This is a genomic window from Rhodococcus sp. 4CII, assembly GCF_014256275.1.
GTDB classification, from domain to species: domain Bacteria; phylum Actinomycetota; class Actinomycetes; order Mycobacteriales; family Mycobacteriaceae; genus Rhodococcus_F; species Rhodococcus_F wratislaviensis_A.
Genome location: NZ_JACCFE010000002.1, coordinates 1,588,459 through 1,611,601, shown reverse-complemented (window position 1 = coordinate 1,611,601; position 23,143 = coordinate 1,588,459). Strand labels below are relative to the sequence as shown.

The 23,143-nt window shown below is 67.8% G+C and carries 21 protein-coding genes; 7 read left to right on the top strand and 14 right to left on the bottom strand.

The window, feature by feature from the left end:
- Positions 1–3: 3 nt before the first annotated feature.
- From H0B43_RS08375 to H0B43_RS08345, 7 genes are all read right to left on the bottom strand, one after another.
- The gene (locus H0B43_RS08375) at positions 4–2,049 is read right to left on the bottom strand and encodes an ABC transporter ATP-binding protein (RefSeq protein WP_185728341.1); all 2,046 of its coding nucleotides are present in this window, start codon (positions 2,047–2,049) and stop codon (positions 4–6) included.
- Positions 2,050–2,121: 72 nt separating this feature from the next.
- Positions 2,122–2,745 (bottom strand): hypothetical protein, encoded by a 624-nt coding sequence (locus tag H0B43_RS08370; protein ID WP_185728342.1) that lies wholly within the window; start codon positions 2,743–2,745, stop codon positions 2,122–2,124.
- Positions 2,746–3,052: 307 nt separating this feature from the next.
- Positions 3,053–4,270 carry an RNA polymerase sigma factor gene (locus H0B43_RS08365; RefSeq protein ID WP_185728343.1) on the bottom strand — a complete coding sequence of 406 codons (1,218 nt, stop codon included), beginning with the start codon at positions 4,268–4,270 and terminating at the stop codon, positions 3,053–3,055.
- A complete protein-coding gene (locus tag H0B43_RS08360) occupies positions 4,267–4,671 on the bottom strand; it encodes a YciI family protein (RefSeq protein WP_185728344.1) in 405 nt (134 codons plus the stop codon). The genes H0B43_RS08365 and H0B43_RS08360 overlap by 4 nt, the downstream gene beginning before the upstream one ends.
- 106 nt (positions 4,672–4,777) lie before the next feature.
- A complete protein-coding gene (locus H0B43_RS08355) occupies positions 4,778–6,217 on the bottom strand; it encodes an HAD-IB family hydrolase (protein ID WP_185728345.1) in 1,440 nt (479 codons plus the stop codon).
- Positions 6,218–6,221: 4 nt separating this feature from the next.
- The gene (locus H0B43_RS08350) at positions 6,222–8,480 is read right to left on the bottom strand and encodes a glycerol-3-phosphate 1-O-acyltransferase (protein WP_185728346.1); all 2,259 of its coding nucleotides are present in this window, start codon (positions 8,478–8,480) and stop codon (positions 6,222–6,224) included.
- A 16-nt stretch (positions 8,481–8,496) separates the two neighbouring features.
- The gene (locus H0B43_RS08345) at positions 8,497–9,951 is read right to left on the bottom strand and encodes a wax ester/triacylglycerol synthase domain-containing protein (RefSeq protein ID WP_185728347.1); all 1,455 of its coding nucleotides are present in this window, start codon (positions 9,949–9,951) and stop codon (positions 8,497–8,499) included.
- A 169-nt stretch (positions 9,952–10,120) separates the two neighbouring features.
- On the opposite strand from H0B43_RS08345, the gene H0B43_RS08340 reads away from it, so the two are divergent.
- The gene (locus H0B43_RS08340) at positions 10,121–10,615 is read left to right on the top strand and encodes a DUF2505 domain-containing protein (RefSeq protein ID WP_185728348.1); all 495 of its coding nucleotides are present in this window, start codon (positions 10,121–10,123) and stop codon (positions 10,613–10,615) included.
- Between the two features lie 3 nt (positions 10,616–10,618).
- Here H0B43_RS08340 and soxR read toward each other — a convergent pair whose 3' ends face one another.
- Both soxR and H0B43_RS08330 read right to left on the bottom strand, forming a co-directional pair.
- The gene (soxR, locus tag H0B43_RS08335; protein ID WP_312033868.1) at positions 10,619–11,098 is read right to left on the bottom strand and encodes a redox-sensitive transcriptional activator SoxR; all 480 of its coding nucleotides are present in this window, start codon (positions 11,096–11,098) and stop codon (positions 10,619–10,621) included.
- Between the two features lie 42 nt (positions 11,099–11,140).
- Positions 11,141–11,671, bottom strand: coding sequence for an FABP family protein (locus H0B43_RS08330; protein ID WP_185728349.1), 531 nt, complete (start codon positions 11,669–11,671; stop codon positions 11,141–11,143).
- Between the two features lie 107 nt (positions 11,672–11,778).
- On the opposite strand from H0B43_RS08330, the gene arcA reads away from it, so the two are divergent.
- Complete coding sequence (gene arcA / locus H0B43_RS08325) at positions 11,779–12,996, top strand: arginine deiminase (protein ID WP_185728350.1); 1,218 nt, start codon at positions 11,779–11,781, stop codon at positions 12,994–12,996.
- A 66-nt stretch (positions 12,997–13,062) separates the two neighbouring features.
- Here the strand turns inward: arcA and arsC are convergent, their stop codons facing one another.
- On the bottom strand, positions 13,063–13,419 hold the full coding sequence (gene arsC / locus H0B43_RS08320; protein ID WP_185728351.1) for an arsenate reductase (glutaredoxin): 357 nt from the start codon (positions 13,417–13,419) through the stop codon (positions 13,063–13,065).
- Between the two features lie 88 nt (positions 13,420–13,507).
- On the opposite strand from arsC, the gene H0B43_RS08315 reads away from it, so the two are divergent.
- From H0B43_RS08315 to H0B43_RS08300, 4 genes are all read left to right on the top strand, one after another.
- On the top strand, positions 13,508–14,191 hold the full coding sequence (locus H0B43_RS08315; protein ID WP_185728352.1) for an NAD(P)H-binding protein: 684 nt from the start codon (positions 13,508–13,510) through the stop codon (positions 14,189–14,191).
- A gap of 58 nt (positions 14,192–14,249) precedes the next feature.
- Entirely contained in the window at positions 14,250–14,624 is a 375-nt protein-coding gene (locus tag H0B43_RS08310) for a GntR family transcriptional regulator (RefSeq protein WP_185728353.1), read from the top strand.
- A gap of 64 nt (positions 14,625–14,688) precedes the next feature.
- Positions 14,689–15,120, top strand: coding sequence for a DoxX family protein (locus tag H0B43_RS08305; RefSeq protein WP_185728354.1), 432 nt, complete (start codon positions 14,689–14,691; stop codon positions 15,118–15,120).
- Positions 15,121–15,204: 84 nt separating this feature from the next.
- Positions 15,205–16,842 (top strand): BCCT family transporter, encoded by a 1,638-nt coding sequence (locus H0B43_RS08300; protein ID WP_185728355.1) that lies wholly within the window; start codon positions 15,205–15,207, stop codon positions 16,840–16,842.
- Between the two features lie 66 nt (positions 16,843–16,908).
- Here H0B43_RS08300 and H0B43_RS08295 read toward each other — a convergent pair whose 3' ends face one another.
- On the bottom strand, positions 16,909–18,462 hold the full coding sequence (locus H0B43_RS08295; protein WP_185730061.1) for a dolichyl-phosphate-mannose--protein mannosyltransferase: 1,554 nt from the start codon (positions 18,460–18,462) through the stop codon (positions 16,909–16,911).
- 29 nt (positions 18,463–18,491) lie between these two features.
- Here H0B43_RS08295 and rsmI point away from each other — a divergent pair, with 29 nt between their 5' ends.
- Entirely contained in the window at positions 18,492–19,322 is an 831-nt protein-coding gene (rsmI, locus tag H0B43_RS08290; RefSeq protein ID WP_185728356.1) for a 16S rRNA (cytidine(1402)-2'-O)-methyltransferase, read from the top strand.
- A 15-nt stretch (positions 19,323–19,337) separates the two neighbouring features.
- Here rsmI and H0B43_RS08285 read toward each other — a convergent pair whose 3' ends face one another.
- The 3 genes from H0B43_RS08285 to H0B43_RS08275 all read right to left on the bottom strand — a co-directional run bounded on the left by H0B43_RS08285 (position 19,338) and on the right by H0B43_RS08275 (position 23,088).
- Positions 19,338–20,513, bottom strand: coding sequence for a DUF2786 domain-containing protein (locus H0B43_RS08285; RefSeq protein ID WP_185728357.1), 1,176 nt, complete (start codon positions 20,511–20,513; stop codon positions 19,338–19,340).
- 108 nt (positions 20,514–20,621) lie between these two features.
- On the bottom strand, positions 20,622–22,181 hold the full coding sequence (gene metG, locus H0B43_RS08280; RefSeq protein WP_185728358.1) for a methionine--tRNA ligase: 1,560 nt from the start codon (positions 22,179–22,181) through the stop codon (positions 20,622–20,624).
- 40 nt (positions 22,182–22,221) lie between these two features.
- Entirely contained in the window at positions 22,222–23,088 is an 867-nt protein-coding gene (locus H0B43_RS08275; protein ID WP_397517482.1) for an SDR family oxidoreductase, read from the bottom strand.
- Positions 23,089–23,143: the final 55 nt, after the last annotated feature.

The window sequence follows — 23,143 nt, the reverse complement described above, 5'->3', positions numbered from 1 at the left end:
GAGCTAGAACTCTCCCGTTCCCGTGCGGGAGCTCGGGGCCAGCACGGTCCCGTCGGTGAATCGCACGCCGTCGGTGCATCGGCACTCCACCTGGCCGGCGCCGAACTGTTCCGCGTGTAGTCGTGCGTACAGCCCTTGTTGCGCAAGGAGTTCGGTGTGCGTGCCGCGTTCGATCAGGGTTCCTTCGTCGATCACGAAGATCACGTCGGCGTGCTGGATGGTGGACAGGCGGTGGGCGATCGCGAGGGTGGTCCGTCCGCGCATCACCTCGCCGAGGGCCTTCTGGACGAGCCGCTCGGAGACCGTGTCGAGCGCGGACGTCGCTTCGTCCAGGATCAGCACGCGGGGGTTCTTCAACAGCACCCGGGCGATGGCCAAGCGCTGCTTCTCGCCGCCGGAGAGGCGGAACCCTCTCTCACCCACCAGGGTGTCGTATCCGTCGTCGAATCCGAGGATGCGGTCGTGAATATTGGCGGCCTCGGCGGCGGCTCGCAACTCGGCATCGGTCGCGTCCGGCTTGGCATATCGAAGATTGTCGGCGATCGACGCGTGGAACAGATACGGGTCCTGGGTTACCATCCCGACGGCCTCGGCGAGTGAGCTCATCGTGAGGTCGCGCACGTCGTAGCCGTCGACCCGGACCGAGCCTCTGTTCACCTCGTACAGTCGCGGCACGAGGTAGCAGAGTGTGGTCTTCCCTGCACCGGACGGTCCGACGAAGGCGGCGAGCTGCCCCGGTTCGATCGCGAGGGAGGTGCCCGCCACCGCCCACCGCCGGCTGCGATGGTCCGGCGGTGGCGTTACGGGCGCCGCCGCGGAGGGCAGGCGAGTCGCCGCGGTCGAGACTCCGCGCAGGCCGCCGCCTCCGCCGCGACCCAGGCTGCGCAGTGCCACCGGGTCGGGATCCGCGGTGGCCAACCGGACGGGCGCGGGGTACGCGAAGTACACGTCGTCCAATTCCACCCGCCCGGGTGAGCCCGAGGGCAGTTCGACGGCATCCGGCCGATTCACGATCGCGGGTTGCAGGTCGAGGTACTCGAAGATGCGGCGGAACAACGCCATCGACGTCTGGACGTCGAGAGTGACCCGCATCAGCGAGACCAACGGCTGCAGCAACCGGGCCTGCAGGGTCGAGAATGCGACGAGTGTGCCGGCCGAGAGTGCCGCGGAACCGCCGCTGACGAGATATCCCGCCAGCAGGTAGACGAGGGCAGGAGTGATCGCCATGAACGAACTGACGACGGCGAAGAAACCCTGACCGGTCATGGCCTGCCGCACCTGCAATTCGGTCTGCCGGGCGTTCTCTGTCCGGTACCGGTCGAGTTCGGTGTCGGCCTGGTTGAATACCTTCGTCAGGAGCACCCCCGAGACGCTCAGCGCTTCCTCGGTGATCGCGGTCATGTCCGACAACGACTCCTGCGTCTTGCGCGCCAGAACCCGTCGCCGGGCGCCGACTCGCCGTTGCAGATAGACGAATCCGGGAAGCAGTGCGACAGCGAGGAGGGTCAGCTGCCACGACAGCAGCAGCATCGCGATGAGGGAGGCTGTGACGGTGACGACGTTCGAGAGGATGCTCGATGCCGTGGTCGTGAGGACGGAGCGCACCCCGCCGACGTCGTTGGCCAGGCGCGATTGGATGGAACCGGTCTTGGTGGACGTGAAGAAGGCCAGTTCCATCTTCTCGAGGTGGGCGAAGAGCCGCTCCCGCAGATCCGCCATCGACAGGTTCCCGACCTTGGTGGTGAGGTAACTCTGGCCGACGCCGATCACGGAACCCGCCAGCGTCACCGCGATCATGGCCACCACCAGCCACAGCAGCAACGTCAGATGGACACCGCTGCCGTCGGTGGGAAACAGTGCGCGGTCGAACACCGCCTTCGTGAGGAAGGGATTGACGATGCCGAGCAGTGACGACACGACGATCGCGGCGGCGACGAGCATCAGCCACCCGCGGTAGGGACGCAGCAGCGCCCAGATGCGGGGAAACAGCGAAGGCTCCGCGGTAACGGCGGAGGCCTGCTGGATGGATGGGGGTTCTGTCGCGGGCATCTCCCCATCGTGCCCTCGCCGCAGTTCCGGCGAGCGGATTCGATGCGGCCCTCGCCTCCTGCTCGTGGGTGATTACGGCTGGTCGCCGAGATCGTGGATGCCGAGTTCCGCCCGGACGGCGGTGAGGAAGTCTTCCTGGGCGCCGCTCCCGGACTGGAAATGCTCGACGAACTGTTGCTGGCGCGTGGACAGGGTGTCCGCGGGAACGGTGTCGTCGTCTGCGAGATCGACGGTGAGCCAGCCGACGGCCTCGGTTCCGGCTGAATACTCCGTCAGCATTCGGCGGGCGGGTTCCATCACCGGTGCGGATCCGATCAACTCCACTGCCGCGAACTTGGAGACGAACCGGACCTGCTGGTCGTGAAGGGGTCCGATCATGTCCTGCACGGTGGCCAGGAGCAGCGGGCCCTCGAAGTTGTCGAACGCCATGGAGATGGCACCCGAGCTGAGGCGCACCTCGTTGGCCGCGGTCAGGAGTTCCGAGTAGATCTGCTGCCGCTGCGTTCGCAGGAACTCGTTCTCGGATTGGTTCACCGTCGCGGTGACCTGATTCGACGTGTTGAGCAGGGTGAACACCCCTCCGCAGACGGAACCGATCAGCGTGCCGACGATGGCCATCGACGCCACGAGCATGCTGAGCCGAAACTCGCGTCGCGGCTGGTCCGTTCCATCGACAGATTTGACGCGGTCGCTCATCGTCCTGCTCCCCTTCGTGTGCAGCGGTTTTCACCGACACTTCCGTACGGCGGGAACCCCGTCGCGCGTAGCCGGCTACTCGAATCGTGAAACCTTTTCGGGGTGCCGGAGCGGTATGCCTAGTAGGCGGTGAGCGATGATTCGACCTCGAGCCGACAGGTGTCGAGAGTCGCCGTTCACCGATGGAGTCGGGGACTCTCGGAAATCGTAGGTGAGCACAATGGACTAGCTTCGGCACCACGGCCCCGTTCTTCTTCACCGGGAGTGTTCGGGCGGGAACGTAGCGCGTGGTCGGGGTCGTGCGCGTTCAGTCGCGAGCGCTGAGCCGGGCCACCTGCGCCGCGAGGTACTGCTGTTCCGGCACATTCGTGGTGCGGTTCGCGGCCGCGCGATAGTGTGCGAGCGCCGAATCCGGGTCGCCCGCCAGGTCGAACAGGTGGGCTCGGACGGCGTCGAGTCGGTAGTGCCCGGCCAGGGCGTCGTCGAGGGGTTCGAGCATCGTCAGCCCCGTGGCCGGTCCGTGCACCATCGCCGCGGCCACCGCGCGGTTGAGCGTCACCATCGGATTGTCGGACATCCGCTCGAGCAGTCCGTACAGCGCGAGGATCTGCGCCCAGTCGGTGTCCTCGACCTGTTCCGCGTCGTCGTGCACTGCCGCGATTCCGGCCTGCAGTTGGTAGGCCCCGACCGACCCGTGGGCGACGGCGTCCATCACCAGGCGTTGTCCCTCGGCGATCAACTCCCGGTTCCACCGCGTGCGATCCTGCTCGGCCAGCGGGATCAGTTCGCCGTGCGGGCCGGTGCGGGCGGGACGGCGGGCGTCGGTCAGCAACATCAACGCCAGCAGCCCACCGACTTCACCGTCGTCGGGCAGCATCGCGTGCACGGCCCGCGTGAGCCGGATCGCCTCGGCGGACAGTTCGGTGCGGTGCAGACGGTCGCCGATGCTGCTGGCGTACCCCTCGTTGAAGATCAGGTAGAGCACGTGCAGGACGGAGCGCAGGCGTTCGGTCCACTCGTCGCCCGTCGGCCGGCGGAACGGTATCCCCGACGTCGTGATGCGCTGCTTTCCGCGGCTGATCCGTTGAGCCATGGTCGATTCCGGCACCAGGAATGCATTGGCGATCTCGGCGGTGGTGAGACCCCCGACCGCGCGCAGCGTCAACGCGATGGCCGAGGCCGGTGTCAGAGCGGGATGGCAGCACAGGAACAGCAGGAGCAGGGTGTCGTCCCGATCCGGTACGTCCGCCGACGGCGGCGCCTGCCGGGCGACCACGTCCTCCCGTGTGCGGCGGGCGATCTCGCTGCGGATCTGATCGGTCATCTTGCGGGTGGCGGTCTGGATCAGCCACCCCCGCGGATTGTCCGGCAGCCCCTCCCGCGGCCAGTGCTCGGCGGCCGCGAGCAGCGCCTCCTGCACCGCGTCCTCGGAACCCTCGAAATCACCTGACCGCCGCACGAGCACACCGAGGACCTGCGGCGCCAGTTCGCGCAGCAGGTCCAGGGTGGCAGGGTCGGTCTTCACAGATCGGTGTCGGGCGCGCCCATCACCTGCCGCACCTCGATCGCCTGCTGGATCGGGGCCCCGCCCGGGCCCGGTGCGGCCGACGTCTGTGCGGCGATCTCCAGCGCCCGGGCCTCCGACTCCACGTCGATCATGCGGTACCCGGCGAGTAGTTCCTTCGATTCGGGGAACGGCCCGTCGGTCACCACCGGAGCGCCCTTACCGTCGAACGTGACGCGCTTCGCGGCGTCCGGTCCGGCGAGGCCCTGGGCGTCGACGAGTTCGCCCTTCGCGACGAGTTCCGCGTTGAGGTCCTGCTGGAACCGGATGTGCGCCTGCACCTCCTCCGGCTTCCACTCGGTCATGGGCACGTCGCAGCCCGCGCCGCCCTCGTAGTGCTGCAGCAACATGAACTTCGGCATCGTTGTCTCCTCACCCGGTGTGGCGCCCATTCTGGCGCTTTCAGGGACAGGACGGAGCACATCCGAGGTTCTCGACATCTCTCGGAAAGTTTCTTCGAAGAATTTTTCAGCGATGCCCGGCGTGCAGACAGTCCTCGAACAGTGAGCGCACCTCGTCGACGTGCCGGTCGAGGTCCGCGAGGTCCCATCCGTCGGTCGGCACGGGAGCGAGCACGTCGACGTCGACCGTGCCGGGGTGGGCGACCAGCGAGTTCCGCCACATCCGTTCACCGGCGTTGTGGATGACGATCGGCACGATCGGGACACCCGCCTGCATCGCCAGGTGGAAGCCGCCCTTCTTGAACTTGCCGAGGCGAGGGGTCGCCGAGCGAGTGCCCTCGGGGGCGATCGCGATGGAGATGCCGGACTGCAGTTTGTCGACGGCCGGACGCAGCGCCGCTCGGGCCTTCGTGCTGTCGGAGCGGTCGATGTACGCCACATCGAGCAGCGCACCCACGGGGATGAACCGGGGATCGCGCGCGGCCTCCTTCTTCGCGACACCGGTGACGTCGCGTCGGATGACGCTGCCGATCACCAGCATGTCGAGGGAACTCTGATGATTGAACATGAACACCGCGGGCCTGGCCGACCACGCATTCTCCCTGCCCTTGACGCGCACGTTGATACCGCAGATCGCGAGCGCGAGATCCGGGCCGAAACTGCCGACCAGATTGGCTCCCGTCTGCCGGTTCTGGGTGAGCAGGCCGGCGGAGACACCGAACGCCGCTGCACCCATCAAAGCGCCGATGGCCGTGGTCGTGCGGGCGATGGACATCGGGTCGGCACCGCTCTCCGGTGGCCGCAGGTGCACCGACGGCCATCCGTTCTGCCGGGCGGTGGCCGCCAGCTTGCGGTCGGGATTCAAGGCCACCGGATGTCCCACCGATTTCAACATCGGGACGTCCTCGGCGCCGTTGGAGTACGCGAAACTGTTGCCCAGATCCACGCCGTGCGCATCCGCGTACTCACGTAGTGCCTCGGCCTTGGCCGGACCCCACAGCGCGGGCGATTCGAGTTTCCCGGTGAGCATCCCGTCCAGCACCTCGGGACGCGTGCACAGGACGTCGTCGACGTCGATGTCGAGATCCGCGGCCACCGACAGTGCCTGGTACGGCGTGGCGGACGTGGCCATCACCACCCGGTGACCGGCATGCCGGTGCGCGGCGAGCAATCCGCGAACCTCCGAGAAGATCATCCGCGCGATCTCCTGGCGGAACAGCCGCTGTCCCCACTCCTGCAGTTCGTCCTCCATGCGCCCGGAAAGGCTCTCCACACCAATGCGCATCAGATTGCCGACGTCCGCACCCCGGAATCGGGTGTCGACCGCGGCGCCCGTGGTCCGCAGCAGTTCGGCCACGCTGATGTCGAAGCGGCGCAGGCGGTCCCGGTACACGACGCTCGCGGAGTACCCGCTGATCAGCGTGCCGTCCAGATCGAACGCCGCGAGGGTGGCCGGGCCGGGAACGGCGGCCGCGATGTCGTCATGGAGACTGCGGAGATCGCTCATCGACTCACCTGCCGCCCATCTGGTCGAGATTCTCGTGCGCGATGGCCCGGATGCGGAGCACCTGGGCGATCAGGCCCTGGAGTTCGGCCTCGAACTCGACCCGCCGAGCCGCCATGTTCTCGGCATTCGGTTCGACCAGACCCCGGTTCCGTGCCAGCTTGAGCGCAGTCGTGAAGAGTTCCGCCGAGATCGATTCGCTGCTCCCGATCTGCTGCCGCAGCCGTCGCTGCTCGGCGAGCGCGAGACACGCCGTCATGAACGCCTTCTCGTCGAACTTCCGGTCCACCGGAGTGCGCAGCAACTGACCCGCGACCACGGCGTACGCCTCGAGGAACGGCTGCAGAACCCGATGTGCCAGATGAATGCGCATCCCGGACAACAGGTTCGCCGCGTGCTGCGGGTCGCCGAGATTCGACTCCCACGCCGGGTCGATCAGGTCCAGTTCGGCCCGCAGTTCCTTCCGGAAGGTGTCCTTCTCGCTGAAGAAGAACTCGAACTTGAGGAGATCGCGGATGCGCAGCGCCGCGTCCCACCCGTCGTTCAGCGGATCGGTGAACTGCTGATCGACAGCCGCCCGCAGCACCATCTCCGCGATCGCCCGCATCACCAGGAAGTGAATCGTGTTGTTGCGGTAGAACGCCGCCACGAGGTGCTGATCCCGCCCGAGGTAGAACACCCGTTCGCTGCCCTGATCGAAACTCCGGAGCACCCCGGAGTCGAGGTGCGTGCGCACCGCCTTGCGGATCACCTGCGGATCGGTGAGGTCGACGTCGCCGGCGGTCGGCAACGAGCGCGCCGTGATGTAGTCGACGAGGGGTCCGAGAATGGCACCGACCTCCGCGACGGTGAGCGCCCGGTCCTCGATGCCGAGAAACGCGAGCATGACGAGCGACGACGCCGTGACGGGGGTGACCTCGTTGATGCGGTGGCACACCTCGAATGCCGTCTTCTGCACCGCCAGCCGCAGGTCGTCCGCCTGGGCGAGGTAGTCCGCCAGCGACATCGGCCTGCCGACGTTGACGTGCGCGACACCGTGCCGCTGACCCTGGGCCCGAACGTATCCGAAGAGCCAGCGCAGACTCTCCTTGCTCTTCGCCTGGCCGTGCGCCTCGGCCGCCATCGCCCCGACCTCGTAGAGCTGGTCGTAGGTCAGCGACACCGGGACGAGGTACACGTCGGACATCCCGCTGTCCTGGAAGGCTTTCGCGAGGTAGTTGAGCAGACCGAAACGCGGCGGCCGCAGCTTGCCGGTGCGGCTGCGCCCGCCCTCGATATACCACTCGAGGTTGAACCGCTTCGTGAGCAGGTAGCGCATGTACTCGCGGAGCGTCCATTTGTAGATCTCGTCGCCCTCGATCTTCCGGCGGATGAACACGGTGCCGCTGCGCTTGCCGATCGGTCCGATCGGCCAGAAGTTGATGTTCAAACCGCCCATCACGTGGTTGAGCGGAAGGTCGTTGGCGAGCAGCGCCGGCCGCAACACGAGCGGGTCGAGGTACGAGCGGTGGCTGGGCAAGAACACAAGGGAATGTTCCTTGTTCAGCTCCCGCAGGTCGTCGAGCCGGGTGGTGTCGACGTCGAGGCGGTAGGCGCGGGAGAAGTAGCGGCCCAACTGGTCCCACAGTGCGATGGCCCGCCTGCTCTGCGCGGCGACCATCTCGTCCAGCGCGCCGCGGGCGCGGCGGTCCACCTCGGCGACGGGGAGGTTCAACTCAGCCGCCAGTTCGCGGGTGCCGTCGTGGTACCGGCTGGCGTCGGTGATCTCGTCGACGACGAACCTCGACACCTTGTACTGCGTGCCGAGCAGCGTGCGTTCGGCCCGCTCGAGGGTGAGCGCGGCCTGGCGGCGGATGAAGTCGGGCAGCGACCCGCCGCCGTTCTCGGCGAGCCGGCGTTCGAGGTCGCTGAGCGGCGCCGGGTCGCCCTCCAGGACCTGGCAGCGAGCCGGGTCGTCGCGCATCACGCGGCGCTGCGTGTTCTGGCCGGGGTGCAACGGGTCGCGGAGCGACAGCGTCTCCCGCAGCCGCTGCGCGCCGTCCGGATGGGTCTCCTTCGGCAGCCAGACCACCCGGAGCGGGGTCAGCAGCGGATCATCCTTCCGCCGTGCGAGATCGGCGAGAGCCTGATCGGTGACGCGGACGGTCGGCGGCGGTTGCCCGTGGTCGTTCGCCTGCCGCTCCAGCCACGTCCGGAGAACGTCGTCCTCCATGTCGCTCATCGTCTCGATGAGATAGACCCGCGGCCGTGTCGTCTGCTCGTCCATCGCGACAGCCTTCCTTTCACTCACGGCCCAGTTCGACGATCTCGTCGAGACTCTCCTGCAGGCACACCATGAACCGCGCCGGCGCGGTGACCGCGGCGGTGTCGAGATTGACACCGATGCAGCACGTGCCGACGTGGGAGACCAGGGTCGCCATCACAGCGCAGCCGGGGGCGGGCCCGAACGGGAACATCCGCTCGATCCGGGCACCGGCCAGATACACGGGCACCGGGACCCCCGCGACGTTGCTGGCCTGCAGATCGAGGCCCGTCGACTGCGAGAGGTACCAGTTGGCCAGCACCACCGTCGGAATCCGGACCAGGATCGGGGCCGCCGAGTCCAGCAGCCCGAGCGCGGGTTCCTGACGCAGGCCGAGAATGATCGCGCGGACCTTCTTGATCCGCGCGACCGGGTCGCGTTCACCGACAGGTCCCGCGAACCGGGCCGCCGCGAATCGGTTGCCCCCGGTCGGATCCGACGCCGACCGCATGCTCACCGGCATCCCCACCGGGATCGTCTCGAGGTCGTGCCCGAACGATTCGTGGTAGCGGCGGAAACCGCCCAGCAGGGCCGCCACGTATGCGTCGTTCAGCGATCCGCCGGCGACGTGAGCGGCGGAACGCAGTTCGTCGACACTCACCTCGAGCACCCCGAACCAGCGTCCCAGCCCGCGGTCGCGGAGCAGATCCGAACCCGTCGTCGGGGGAGGGGTCACGACTCGCCGGATCGAATTCGCGTACCCGGCGACCTCCGCGACACTGCCCACCGGGTCGGTGACGACGGTCCGCGCGGTGCGCACGGCGCCGCGGATCAGGCCCCCGATCCGGCCCGGGGCGCTGCGCACGTTGTCGAGGGCCTGCTCGAACAAGGCGCCCCCGCCCGACATCTGTTCCGGCAGCGGCGCGGGCCGATCCGGTTTGTCCGGTGACGGTTCGGGGCGCCTGCTGTGCAGCAGCGTCATCAACTGGATGCCGCCGAGACCGTCCGTGATGCTGTGGTGCGTCTTCACCACGTATACCGCGCGGCCGTCCTCGAGCCCCTCGATGAGCATCGCGCTCCACGGCGGCCGGGCGCGGTCGAACGGCTCGGTGGCCATGTGCCTGCACATCCGCAGCGCGTGGTCGAACGTCGCCGGCTCCGGCAGTCGCACCCGCGACAGGTGATAGTCGAGATCGAACTCGGGGTCGACCGACCACATCGGATTGCCGAGCCGCAAAGTCGGTTCCACCACCCGCATCCGGATGCGCGGCACCATGTGCGACGCCCATTCGTGGGCGCGCACCAGCCGCTCCCAGTCCGGTGGTTTGTCGAGGACGTCGACCGCGACGATCGGCGAGCGCAGCTTCGGCTGCACCTCCTCCATCCGCCACATCCCCGTCTCGAAATCGGACATCGTGCGGTCCGCTCCCCAGGCGACGTCGGAGAAGTCCACGTCGACGGCACTCGGTGGAATCAGAGGTTCGCCGTCGGCCATGCCCACCCTCATTCGGTTGCTCGAGTTGCCCTCAGCTGCTGCTTTTCCAGTGTGGACCCGCCCCGCAGATCCCGTCCGTGGTTCCGGCGGATTCGCGCTCCGCCCCCGTGCGTGGCCGGCGAGTCCCTGGACTCCTCCGCCACTCACGGAGTTGTCGTAGGCTGCCGTCATGGCGAAAAGCTTCGACTACTCCGAAGAGGTCGCGTACCCGATCGACCGGGTGCACGCGGCAGTGACGGATCCGGCGTTCTGGCAGCACCGGTTCGAAGAGGCGCCGGACAAACTCACCCTCGACGACAGCCGCGGCCCCGGCACGCTCACGGCGACGATGCGCGACACCATCGGCGCGTCCTCCCTCCCCGGGCTGGTGCGCAAGGTCGTCACGGGCGAACTGAAGGTCGAGCGTGCCGACGCATGGGGTGCCCTCGACGGCGACCGTGCCGACGGCAGGATCACCGGCAGCTCCACCGGCATCCCGGTGCAGATCGAGGGCACGTCGGTGCTCCGTGCCTCCGGCGACGTCACCGTGCTGGGACTCGCCGGATCGGTGCAGGTCAAGATTCCGCTGGTCGGGGGACAGATCGAATCCCTGATCAGGAAGCTCGTCGGCGACATGGTCGGGCAGGACCGCGACGCGATCGAGAAGTGGCTCGGCGACAGCTGACGCTCACGAGCCCGGCGCCGGGCTGTCGAGTGCGACGTCCAACGTGCGGGCACCCGGCCCCGCCGTCCCGAGCCGGTCGTGGGAGTTGACGATCGCGCAACTGCCCAGCGACAGACACCCGCAGCCGATGCAGCCGGTCAGGTTGTCGCGGAGCCGGATCAACTGCTCGATCCGCTGATCCAGATCCGCGTGCCACCGCGTCGAGAGCTTCTCCCAGTCCTTGCGGTTCGGGGTACGGCCCTCAGGCAGGGTCGCGAGAGCGTCCCGGATCTCGGCGAGCGGAATCCCGACGCGCTGGGCGATGCGGATGAACGCCACCCGCCGCAGGGTGTCCCTCCGGTAGCGCCGCTGGTTGCCGGACGTCCGCCTGCTGGTGATCAGCCCCTCGCGCTCGTAGAAGTGCAACGCCGACACCGCCACGCCGCTGCGCTCCGACAGCTGCCCGGGCGTCAGTTCCTTCGCTCTCCACTCGGGCATCTCCACGACAGGCAACCTTTCACCGGGTTACCTCAACAATACTCGAGGTCAGTCGCGGCGGAGATGTCCGTGGAGGTGGTGGGTGAGCGGCGTCAGGTCGTGCGCCATCCACAGGTCGTAGGTGAGGTCGCCGCCGCGCACCGAAAACTGTCGCCGGATGCTGTGCACCGGTTTGGCGTCCGGCGACGCACCCAGCGACGCCATCGACAGCTCGATGATTCCCTCCCGGATCTGACCGCGGTGGATCTCCGCGAAACCCGTGGGCTGGGCGACGAGCAGTTCCGCCTCGTCCTCGGCCACGAGCCGCAGATAGCCGGACTCCGTGTGCAGCGGCCGGCCGCTGCCGAGCTCCCACGTCCGAGACCGGTACGCCAGGAACGGTTTACCGGTCGGGTCGAATTCGATTTCCTCCGTGTACGCGAAATCGTCGATCGTCGGGTAGGCGCCCTCGCCCTCGCCGCGCCAGTGACCGGCGAACGGGGCCAGGGCGTCCGGTACGAAGGGGAGTAGCGGTGCGTCCGCAGAAGAACTCGCCGTCGCGTCCGAGTGCGCCGGCGAGAGAGTCGAGTTCTCGTCCATGAGATACCTCCGCCGTTTCACCCTACCCGCCCCGGGAGCCGAGGGACACGTTCGGCGGGGGAGTGTTTGAGCGTGCCTGCCGGGCCCGGCGGCATTACCGTCTAGACATGAACGCGTCCGGTTCTGCGCCGTTGGGGGCAAACTCCGAAGTCGGGCAGCTTCGTGCGGTCCTCCTGCACCGGCCCGGGGACGAACTGAAGCGACTGACGCCCCGCAACAACGACCAACTGCTCTTCGACGGACTGCCGTGGGTCGATCGCGCGCAGGAGGAGCACGACGCGTTCGCGGACCTGCTGCGTAGCCGCGGCGTCGAGGTCCTGCTGCTGTCCGACCTGCTCTCCGAGACACTCGGTGCCAGCGGCGCCGCCCGCATCCACGGTATCGGCGCGGCCGTGGACCCGCGCAAACTCGGGCACACCCTGGCGCAGGAACTGGCCGCCCACCTCCGCAGCGTCCCCGCGCCCGAACTGTCCACCATCCTTACCGCGGGCATGACCTTCGACGAACTCCCCGTCGCCGCCAACACGGCGTCGCTGGTCCGCCGGATGCACCACGGCGGCGACTTCGTCATCGACCCGCTGCCCAACCTGCTGTTCACCCGGGACTCGTCGTTCTGGATCGGCCCCCGTGTCGCCATCACGTCGCTGGCGCTGCCCGCCCGAGTCCGCGAAACGTCCCTCACCGACATCATCTACGCCCACCACCCGCGTTTCCGCGGGGCCCGGCGCGCCTACGAATCCCACACGGCCCCCGTCGAGGGCGGTGACGTCCTGCTCCTCGCACCCGGCGTCGTCGCCGTCGGAGTGGGCGAGCGCACCACCCCCGCCGGCGCCGAGGCGTTGGCGCGCAGCGTCTTCGAGGACGAACTCGCGCACACGGTGCTGGTGGTGCCCATCGCGCAGGCCCGGGCGTCCATGCACCTCGACACCGTGTGCACGATGGTCGATCACGACGCCGTCGTGATGTACCCGGTCATCCAGGACACGCTGTCGGCGTTCACGATTCACCGCGAGGACAAGGGCGTGTCGATCCGCGGAGCCGATCCGTTCCTCGACGCCGCCGCCGAGGCCATGGGCATCGGCAAACTGCGCGTCATCGACACCGGACTCGACAACGTCACCGCAGAGCGCGAACAGTGGGACGACGGAAACAACACACTCGCGCTCGCACCCGGCGTCGTCGTGGCGTACGAACGGAACGTGGAGACCAACGCCCGGCTCGAGGCGTCGGGCATCGAAGTGTTGCGCATCGCGGGTTCCGAACTCGGCTCCGGCCGCGGCGGTCCCCGCTGCATGTCCTGTCCGGTGGCGCGGGACCCGCTGTAGGCGCTTCGCGCCCGTGCGCCTTTCTGGTCGTGGGAGCAACCAGAAGGGCGCACGAGCCCGGAGGGCCTAGAGGATGTCGCTGACCTTCGTCGCCGGGCGGGCGAGGACGGTGCCCTTGTCCGTCACGACGATCGGCCGCTCGATGAGGATGGGATTGTCCACCATGGCTTCCAGCAGTTCGTCCTCGGACGCCTGCGCGAGCCCCAGTTCCTTGTAGACGGCCTCCTTCTTCCGGATCGCCTCGCTCGGCTTCAGCCCGGCGTCGTCGAGAAGTTTGCGCAATCCGTCCCGCGAGGGCGGAGTCTCGAGGTACTTCACGACGGTCGGTTCGATGCCCGCGTCCCGGATCAGTCCGAGGACGGTGCGGGACGTGCTGCAGCGCTGGTTGTGGTAGATGGTCGCGGTGTTCGCCATATCGGCCATTCTGCCCCGTGGGAACAAAGCCGCCCGCACGGAGCGCTATACCAGAGGTAGTAAGTCGTGAACAGTCGACGAATAAGGGAGATCGATCATGGCCGAGCACATTGACGCGACTCCGCGCCGCATCGTGATCGCGGGTGGACACGGGAAGGTCGCCCGTCACCTCATCAAGATCCTCACCGCGCGTGGAGACCGTGCGGTCGCGTTGATCCGTAACCCCGACCACGAGCACGCGGTGGCGGCGCTCGGCGCCGAACCGGTGGTGATCGATCTGGAGACGGCGAGCGCGGACGACGTGGCGAAGACGCTCGTGGGTGCGGACGCCGCGGTGTTCGCCGCCGGCGCCGGTCCGGGCAGCGGCGTCGCCCGCAAGGACACGGTCGACCGCGGCGCAGCGGTCCTCCTCGCCGACGCCGCTGAGAAGGCGGGTACGCGCCGATTCGTACAGATCAGCTCGTTCGGTGCGGGTGAGCCGATTCCCGAGGGCACCGACGAGGTGTTCGCCGCCTACCTCGTCGCGAAGACGGCCGCTGAGGAAGACCTGCGCGCCCGCACCGACCTCGACTGGACGATCATCCGTCCGGGCAGTCTGATCGACGACGACCCGACGGGCCACGTCACCCTCGCCGCGCCTCCTCTCGAACACGGCACCGTCCCGCGCGCCGACGTCGCCGCGGTCGTCGCGGCGCTCCTGGATCACCCGAACACGGTGAAGAAGACGCTCATGCTCACGTCCGGTCCCACGCCGATCGACGAGGCCGTCGCCGCGGTGTAACCATTGCGGCGCCGCAACCGCGCAACTACGGTCTGATACAACGCCTGGAACAACGGAGGTGGCGCCGGCCGTGTACATCGACATCGATCCGGATTCGTCGACCGCCCCGTTCGACCAGTTGCGTTTGCAGATCATCGAGCAGGTCCGCAGCGGGCAGTTGATCGCGGGAACGAAGATCCCCACGGTCCGGGCGCTCGCCGTCGAGGTCGGTCTCGCTCCGAACACGGTCGCGAAGGCATACCGGGAACTCGGCGAGCAGGGTGTCATCGAAACCCGGGGCAAGCAGGGCACGTTCATCGCGAGCGGCGGTGACCCCATTCGCGCCGGGGCCGAGAAGGCCGCCACCGGCTACGTGCAGGAACTGCGGAAGCTGGGGGTGTCCGACGAGCAAATCCTCGGCTTCGTGCAATCCGCTCTCCGCGGCGCCGACTGAGGGCGGCGCCGAAGTCAGAAGGTGTGACCCCATCAAGTGTGACCCAGAAAGGTAGCCGCTCGGTATGGCTTCTGCACTCTTCCGCGACCTCGCACTGCTGATCGCACGAATCGGGCTCGGCGTGGTCTTCGTCGCGCACGGCTGGCAGAAGTTCTTCGACTACGGGGTGAAGGCCACCCAGGCGTCGTTCGCCGACATGGGTGTTCCGCTGCCGGACATTTCGGCTGTTGCGGCCGCCACTATCGAACTTGCGGGTGGATTTGCTCTCATCGTGGGCGTGGCCACACCGATCGCGGGAATCCTGCTGTTCCTCGACATGCTGGGCGCGCTGATTCTGGTGCATGCGGACAAGGGCGTCTTCGTCACGAACGGCGGGTACGAACTCGTCGTCGCGCTCGGCGTCGGGTCGCTACTCCTCGCTGTGATCGGCGCCGGACGGCTCAGCATCGACGGGCTTCTAGGAAGAGGCTCGGGATGGGGGAAACCCCCAGCTTAACGACGCCGCGCGCCGGGTCTCGATTCGGTGTGCGGTGGTGGGCTAGCTTGCTTTTACCACCGAAAATGACCAACGTAGTTGTTCATGGCAACGAATACTGATCTGCCTGATCAAGATTCCGGGAGCGCTGACCCGGCGGTCGGCGGAGGGCTCAAACGGGTCGGTGTGCGCACCGATTACGTCGTGTTCTCCGTCGCCGCCGCAGCGGTCTCGGCAATCGTCGTCTGGGGGCTTCTGGCCCCCGACAATCTCGACACCACGACCGGTAAGGCGCTCGATTGGCTGGTCACCGACATGGGCTGGTTGTTCGTCCTGTCGGCGTCCGGGTTCGTCCTCTTTTCACTGTGGCTCGCGTTCAGCAAGTTCGGTCACATTCCGCTCGGCAAGGACGGCGAGAAGCCCGAATTCCGCACGGTGAGTTGGATCGCGATGATGTTCAGCGCCGGAATGGGCATCGGACTGATGTTCTTCGGGGTCGCCGAACCGCTCGCGCATTACGTGACACCTCCGCCGGGTTCGAGCGGTGGCATCGGAACTGCCATGGCCACCACCATGTTCCACTGGAGCCTGCACCCCTGGGCGATGTACGCGGTGGTCGGACTGTCGATCGCGTACGGCTCGTACCGCAAGGGCCGCAAGCAGCTGTTCAGCTCCGCGTTCATCCCGCTGCTCGGCCGCCGCGCGGAGGGGCCGATCGGCAAGTTCATCGACGTGCTCGCGATCTTCGCGACACTCTTCGGCACCGCCGCATCGCTGGGCCTCGGCGCTCTGCAGATCGGTTCCGGCTTCCAGGTCGTCGGATGGATGTCACAGGTCAGTACGTTCCTGCTGGTCGCCATCGTCGCCCTGCTGACGCTGGCCTTCGTCGCGTCCGCCGTGTCGGGCGTCGCAAAAGGTATCCAGTGGCTGTCGAACACCAACATGGTGCTCGCCGTCGTCCTGGCTCTGTTCGTGTTCGTGGTGGGCCCGACGGTCCTGATCCTCAACCTGCTGCCGACGACGATCGGCGCGTACGCCGCGCAACTCGCGCAGATGTCGGCCCGGACCGGAGCGTCGTCCGATCCGGCGACCGGTGAATGGCTGTCGTCGTGGACCATCTTCTACTGGGCGTGGTGGATCTCCTGGACCCCCTTCGTCGGCATGTTCCTGGCACGCATCAGCCGCGGCCGGACGGTCCGCCAGTTCGTGATCGGCGTGATCGTGGTGCCGAGCGCGGTGAGTCTCGTGTGGTTCGCGATCTTCGGTGGCGCGGGAATCGCCCAGCAGCGCGACGGAATCGACCTCGCCGGGCAGGACACCCAGGAGGGGCAGCTGTTCGGGATGCTCGACCACCTGCCGCTCACCGGAATCTCCACCGTCCTGGTGATGATCCTCGTCGGGATCTTCTTCGTCTCCGGCGCCGACGCGGCGTCGATGGTGATGGGCACCCTGTCGCAGCGTGGGTCGCTGGAACCGCAGCGCTGGGTCGTCGTGTTCTGGGGTGTGCTGACCGGTGGCGTGGCCGCGCTCATCCTGTGGACCGGTGGTGACACCGCACTCGACGGACTGCAGACGATGACGATCATCGCCGCGGCACCGTTCGTCCTCGTGATGATCGGGTTGTGCTTCTCGCTCTACAAGGACCTGTCCCGCGACCAGCTCATCGTCGACGGCCGGGAAATGCGGAAGGAGATGCGGAGAGTGGCGGCGAAGCGTCGTCGCGACCGGATCTCGTCCCGTTAGAGGAACAGTCCGCGAGCCGCTCGGGTCCCACGGGACCCGGGCGGCTCGACTCGTGCGGCGGGATCGTCACCGCCAGCTGGGAAGCCACAGTTGGTGCTGCCACGTCTCCGGGGTGATGGGGACGGCCGTGAGGATCGGCCACAGCCAGATGAAGTTGGCCACCACCAGACCCACGTACAGGCAGACGGCGAGCAGACCGGTGGTTCGGCGCTCGAACGACGCCTTCGCGCTGCCCAGGACGTCGCCGAGGACCAGCGCGAAACCCATCACCATGAATGGCGCCAGCGCCACCGCATAGAAGTAGTACATCTGACGGTCCAGGGTGGTCAGCCACGGCAGGAACGCCGCACCGTACGCGGTGAGGACGGCGGCGTAGCGCCAGTCCTTCCGCACCACCGACTGCCACAGCGCCCACCCCAGCATCGGCAGCGCCAGCCACCACATGGCCGGTGTGCCGATGAGCATGACTGCCTTGACGCAACTCGACGCCCCACAACCGGTGACGTGATCACCCTCGGCGAAGTAGTACAGCATAGGGCGCAGGCCCATCGGCCACGTCCACGGCTTCGACTCCCACGGGTGATGGTTGCCCGCCGAATTGGTGAGACCCGAGTGGAAATCGAGGACGTTGCCGCTGTAGTACCACAGCGACCGCAGCGCCCCCGGCACGAACGACCAGGTGCCGTCCGTTCCGATCTCGTTGCCGACGGCATGCCGGTCCACGCCGGTCTCGCTGGCGAACCATGCCCAATAGCTGGCGAGGTACACGAACAGCGGCACGACGACGAGCGCGTAGAGCGCGGGTCCGACGTCGCGAACCCCGGCGCCCAGCCACGGGCGACGCACCCCGTAGGCGCGCCGCGCCGACACGTCGAATGCGACGCTGAGAAGCCCGAAGAACACGATGAAGTAGACGCCCGACCATTTGGTTCCGCACGCCAGACCCAGCATGATCCCGGCACCGAACCGCCACCAGCGCACCCCGAGCCGCGGACCCCAGTCGCTGTCGCCGATCCGACCCTCGTCGTACACACGGGCCATCCGCTCGCGGACCTGGTCGCGATCCACGATCAGGCAACCGAGGGCGGCCACGGCGAACAACGCCAGGAAGATGTCGAGCATGCCCAGCCTGGACGAGACGAACGTGACTCCGTCCGCCACCAGCAAGATGCCCGCGAGACCGCCGATCAGCGTCGACCGGGTGAGCCGGCGAACGATCCGGATCACCAGCAGGATCATGATCGTCCCGGCCACGGCGGACGCGAACCGCCAGCCCCAGCCGTTGTACCCGAAGATCGCTTCGCCCATCGCGATCAACTGCTTGCCGACCGGAGGATGCACCACCAGCCCGTAGCCGGGATTGTCCTCGAGCCAGCCGCCGGTGAGGACCTGCCAGCCCTGCGGAGCGTAATGCTTCTCGTCGAACACCGGGGTGCCCGCGTCGGTCGGGTAACCGAGCATCGTGAACCGGGTGATCGCCGCGATCGCCGTGACGAACAACGTCACTACCCAGCCGCGGGCGCGGTCGACGGGACCGAAGTCGGGAGGCGGCACGAGCGGTGCCGGACCGATCACGGACGGCTGTCGTGCGGAGGGCGTCGGTCGCTCGTCCGTCAGCATCGTCACGCCGCAATCGTAGGCTGTGGGTCATGACTGGTCGCCTAGTGCTCGCCGCAACACCGATGGGGGACGTGGGTGACGCCTCGCCGCGGCTGCGTACGGCGCTGGAAACAGCGGACGTCGTCGCAGCCGAGGACACCCGCCGCACCAAGGCCCTCGCCTCCGCGCTCGACGTGACGATTACCGGGAAGGTCGTCAGCTTCTACGACCAGGTCGAGACGGCCCGGCTGCCCGCGCTCGTCGCCGACGTCGCGTCCGGCAAGACCGTTCTCCTCGTCACCGACGCCGGTATGCCGTCCGTGAGCGACCCCGGGTACCGGCTGGTGTCCGCGTGCGTGGCCGAGGATCTGGCGGTGACCTGCCTTCCCGGACCGTCGGCGGTGACGACGGCACTCGCCCTGTCCGGGCTGCCCGTCGAGCGGTTCTGCTTCGACGGCTTCCCGCCCCGGAAACAGGGGCAGCGCAAGACGTGGCTGCAGGCGTTGGTAGCCGAGCAGCGCGCCTGCGTGTTCTTCGAGGCGCCGCACCGGCTCGCCGACTGCCTGGCGGACGCGGCCGAAGTGCTCGGCGGCACCCGGCGCGCCGCCGTCTGCCGGGAACTGACCAAGACGTACGAGGAGGTCCGCCGCGGCACCCTCGCCGAACTCGCCGAGTGGGCCGCCGAAGGTGTCCGCGGCGAGATCACGGTGGTCGTGGAGGGTGCCACTCTCGTCGCGTCCGACCCCGCCGATCTGGTCGACGAGGTGGAGCGACTCGTCGCGGACGGCACCCGGCTCAAGGATGCGTGCGCGCTCGTCGCCACCACCGGCGTCTCGAAGCGGGAACTCTACGAAACGGTGCTGGCGTCCCGGAAGGACTAGGCGCCCTCGCGAGCGCTACCGCCGGAGGGCACGATCCCCGGGAGCCAGCGAGGCGTCGTCGGCGGCCGCCTGCCCCGCGTACCAGCCGTTCGCGTCGACGGACCGGCCACGCGCCTTCTTGGTGCGCGGAAACAGGCGGTCGAATTCGGCGTCGACGGCCTCGGACTTGGTGGCCAGAATCGGAAGGAGGTCCGAGACGGGAATCGACGCCTCGTCGGCGGCCTCGGCGGTGGCCCTGCTGTCGGCGTCGCGCAGCCGCTGACCGATACGACTGGCGAAGCCGGCGAGGAAACCCTTTCGGAACGACGTGGTCCGTGAACCGCCGCGACTGTCGGCGTCGGCGAATTGCATTGCGCGCGTGGCCTGCACCAGCAGCGACGTGAACAGCATGTCGACCTGCTGGAGGTCGAGTGGGGTTCCGACCACGGTCGCGATGGCGAGGGAACTGAACCACACCGTGCGCACCCTGTTGGAATCGCCGATCTCGGTGAGCAGGTGCACCTTCTCCTTGACGTACGGATTCTCCAAATGGATCCGCCGACTGTGCACCGCCGTGTTGCCGGTGCCGCTCTGGGTGTGGAGGAGGGCGGCGTTGATCGCGTAGCGTGTCATCAACTCCTGCGCCTTCGCCGTGAATATCTCCGCCTCCTCCGCGAAATCGGTGGCCTCCGCCTTGGCGAGGAGACCGCGAATCCGGTTGAGTACCTTCGCGTCGGCCTCGGTCTCGCCCTGCATCGCGGTCACCGGGTCGGCGACACGCACGACCGGCCACGTCGATGGTGGGGGAGTGAGCACTGTCCAGCCGGGCAGATTCGTCCACGTCGACGACAGGTCGGTGAGCTGGTAGACGGAGTGGTATGGGTCCTCGAACAACAATCCGGCGGCCAGCGCCCGCACGTCCGGACCGTCGACCGGAACCCGCCCCGCGAGACGCGACGCGGCCGGGTACTGCTCGCCGACGGTGACGAGTTGCTCCACCCAGTCGCGCGGTGCCCGGTGCACGGCGCGCGTGCGTTCCGCCTCGTGCAACACCACCGCCGCCGCGAGCGCCGCGTCGGACGGTTCCTTCGATCTCCGGGCCAGGTGCACCACGTCGGCGGGCTGCCACCCACGCTCGTACGCGGCCGACAACTCACCCATCAGGGTGTGCACCGCTGCCGCGGCCTGAGGGCTCACTTCGTCGTCGAACACGCGCGCTCCGTTCCCGAATCCACCGTGAAAAGATCGAATGTACGTTCTATTCGGCGTCATGCTGGAGAGTGTGCATGCAGGGTCCGACAAGAAGGGACGCCGCCCGGATCAGTCCTCCACGTAACGCGGGAACACACCCGACGGCGCGGGTAGCGGTGTGCCGGCCACGATGCGCGTCGGGAGGTCGCGGAATTGCCGGGCGTCACCGCTTTGACCCAGCAGATCCAGGATCTTCGCCGCGGCGTCCGGCATCACCGGTTGCACGAGGATGCCGACGATCCGCACCACCTCGAGCGTCACGTACAGCACCGTCGCCATCCGCTCCGGGTCCGTCTTGCGCAGAACCCACGGCTCCTGCTTGGAGAAGTACCGGTTTGTCTCGCCGAGAACCGACCAGATCGCCTCCAGCGCGAGGTGCAGTGCCTGGACGTCGTATTCGGCGCGCACCCGCTCCAGCAGCGCGTCCGCCTGCGCGAGCATCTCCGTGTCGTCCTCGGTCAGCGCACCGGGGGTCGGGACCTGGGCGTCGCAGTTCTTCGCGACCATCGACAGGGACCGCTGCGCGAGGTTGCCGAGTTCGTTCGCCAGGTCGGCGTTGATCCGGGTGACGATGGCCTCGTGGCTGTAGCTGCCGTCCTGACCGTAGGAGATCTCGCGGAGCAGGAAGAAGCGGACGGCGTCGAGACCGTACTGCTCCACCATCGCGACCGGGTCGACGACGTTGCCGACCGACTTCGACATCTTCTCGCCCTTGTTGTAGAGGAAGCCGTGCACGAAGACGCGCTTCGGCAACTCGATTCCCGCCGACATCAGGAACGCAGGCCAGTACACCGTGTGGAACCGGGTGATGTCCTTGCCGATGATGTGCAGGTTCGCCGGCCAGAACTTGCCGAACTGCTCGGAGTCCGTTGCCGGGTATCCGGCGCCCGTCAGGTAATTGGTGAGCGCGTCGACCCACACGTACATGACGTGCTCGGGATGTCCGGGCACCGGAACGCCCCAGTCGAACGTCGTGCGGGAGATCGACAGGTCCTTGAGGCCGCCCTTGACGAAGCTGACGATCTCGTTGCGCCGCGTCGCGGGCGCGATGAAGTCGGGGTTCTCCTCGTACAGCCGCAGCAGCTTGTCCTGGTATTCGGACAGCTTGAAGAAATACGTGGACTCCTCGGTCCACTCGACCGGCGTGCCAGTCTCGGTGGACAGGCGCGAACCGTCCTCCTGCAGCGTGGTCTCGGCCTCGGTGTAGAACGCCTCGTCCCGGACCGAGTACCAGCCCGAGTACGTGTCGAGGTAGATGTCGCCGTTGTCGAGCATCTTCTGCCAGATCGCCTTGCTGGCTTCCTCGTGATCGGCGTCCGTGGTGCGGATGAACCGATCGAAGGAGATGTTCAGCGTCTTGTCCATGGCCTCGAACACGTCCGAGTTCCGCGCGGCGAGTTCGCGGACGTCGATGCCCTCCTTGACCGCGGTCTGCTGCATCTTCAGACCGTGCTCGTCGGTTCCGGTCATGAAGAAGACGTCGAACCCGTCGAGGCGCTTGAACCGTGCGAGGGCGTCGGAGGAGATGTACTCGTAGGCGTGGCCGATGTGCGGGACGCCGTTCGGGTACGCGATCGCCGTCGTCAGATAGAAAGGTGGCCGCGAGGCGGTGGAATCAGCAGCATTCATGGTGCGACCACTCTATCTGCGCCCCGCCGTTTCGCGACGCTCAGATTCCGTTCCGGCCGGAGCCGGCGCCGTCGTCGTCGGTGACGGCGCGCGACTCGTACGCCGAGCGGGCCGACTTGTCCGTCGACCGCACCTGGTCGGGAACCATTCGCCGGATCGCGAAGTCGCGGGCGAACTGCGGAAAAACGGTGACCAGTCGGGCGAGCGGCCCGACGTACCGGGGGATGGTGACCTCGAACCGGGGACGCCGGATCACCGCGACCACCGATTTCGCGACGTCGGCCGGGGTCAGTAGCTTTGCCGCGCCCGTCGCGGTCCCGGCCGCGAGTGCGGTGTCGACGACACCCGGCATGATCACCGAGATGTGCACCCCCGACCCACGCAGTTCCTCCCGGACGCCGGTCAGATAGCCGAGCACGCCGTGTTTCGTCGCGGCGTACGTCGACTCGCCGGGCGGCGCGACCTTCGACGCGGCCGACGCCACCGTCACGATCTGACCGCGACCGCGCTCACGCATCGCCGGCGCCGCCAGTCTCACGCCGCGGATGACACCGTGCAGGTTCACCGCGAGCTGCCGCTCCGTCGCGGATTCCGGTTCCTCGTCGAACCGCCCTACCCACATGACGCCCGCGTTGTTGACGAGCACGTCGATCGGTCCCCAGTGGTCCTCGACGGCGGCGAGGAACGAGGCGAACGACTCGGTGTCGGTGACATCCAGTTCGAGGCCCTCGACCGACCCGCCTGCCCGGCCGAGTTCGTCCGCGGTCGCGCGGGCCGCGGCGCCGTCGACGTCGCCGATCGTGACCCGCGCCCCGCCGGCAGCCAGCTGTCGGGCTATCTCCCGCCCGATACCCCTCGCGCCGCCGGTCACCGCGATCACGCGGCCGTTCATCGAGCTCGAAGTCATGGACACGGCTCCCTCCCCGTCCGGGAGAAAGTACCGCATGTGACATGCGTGGCGG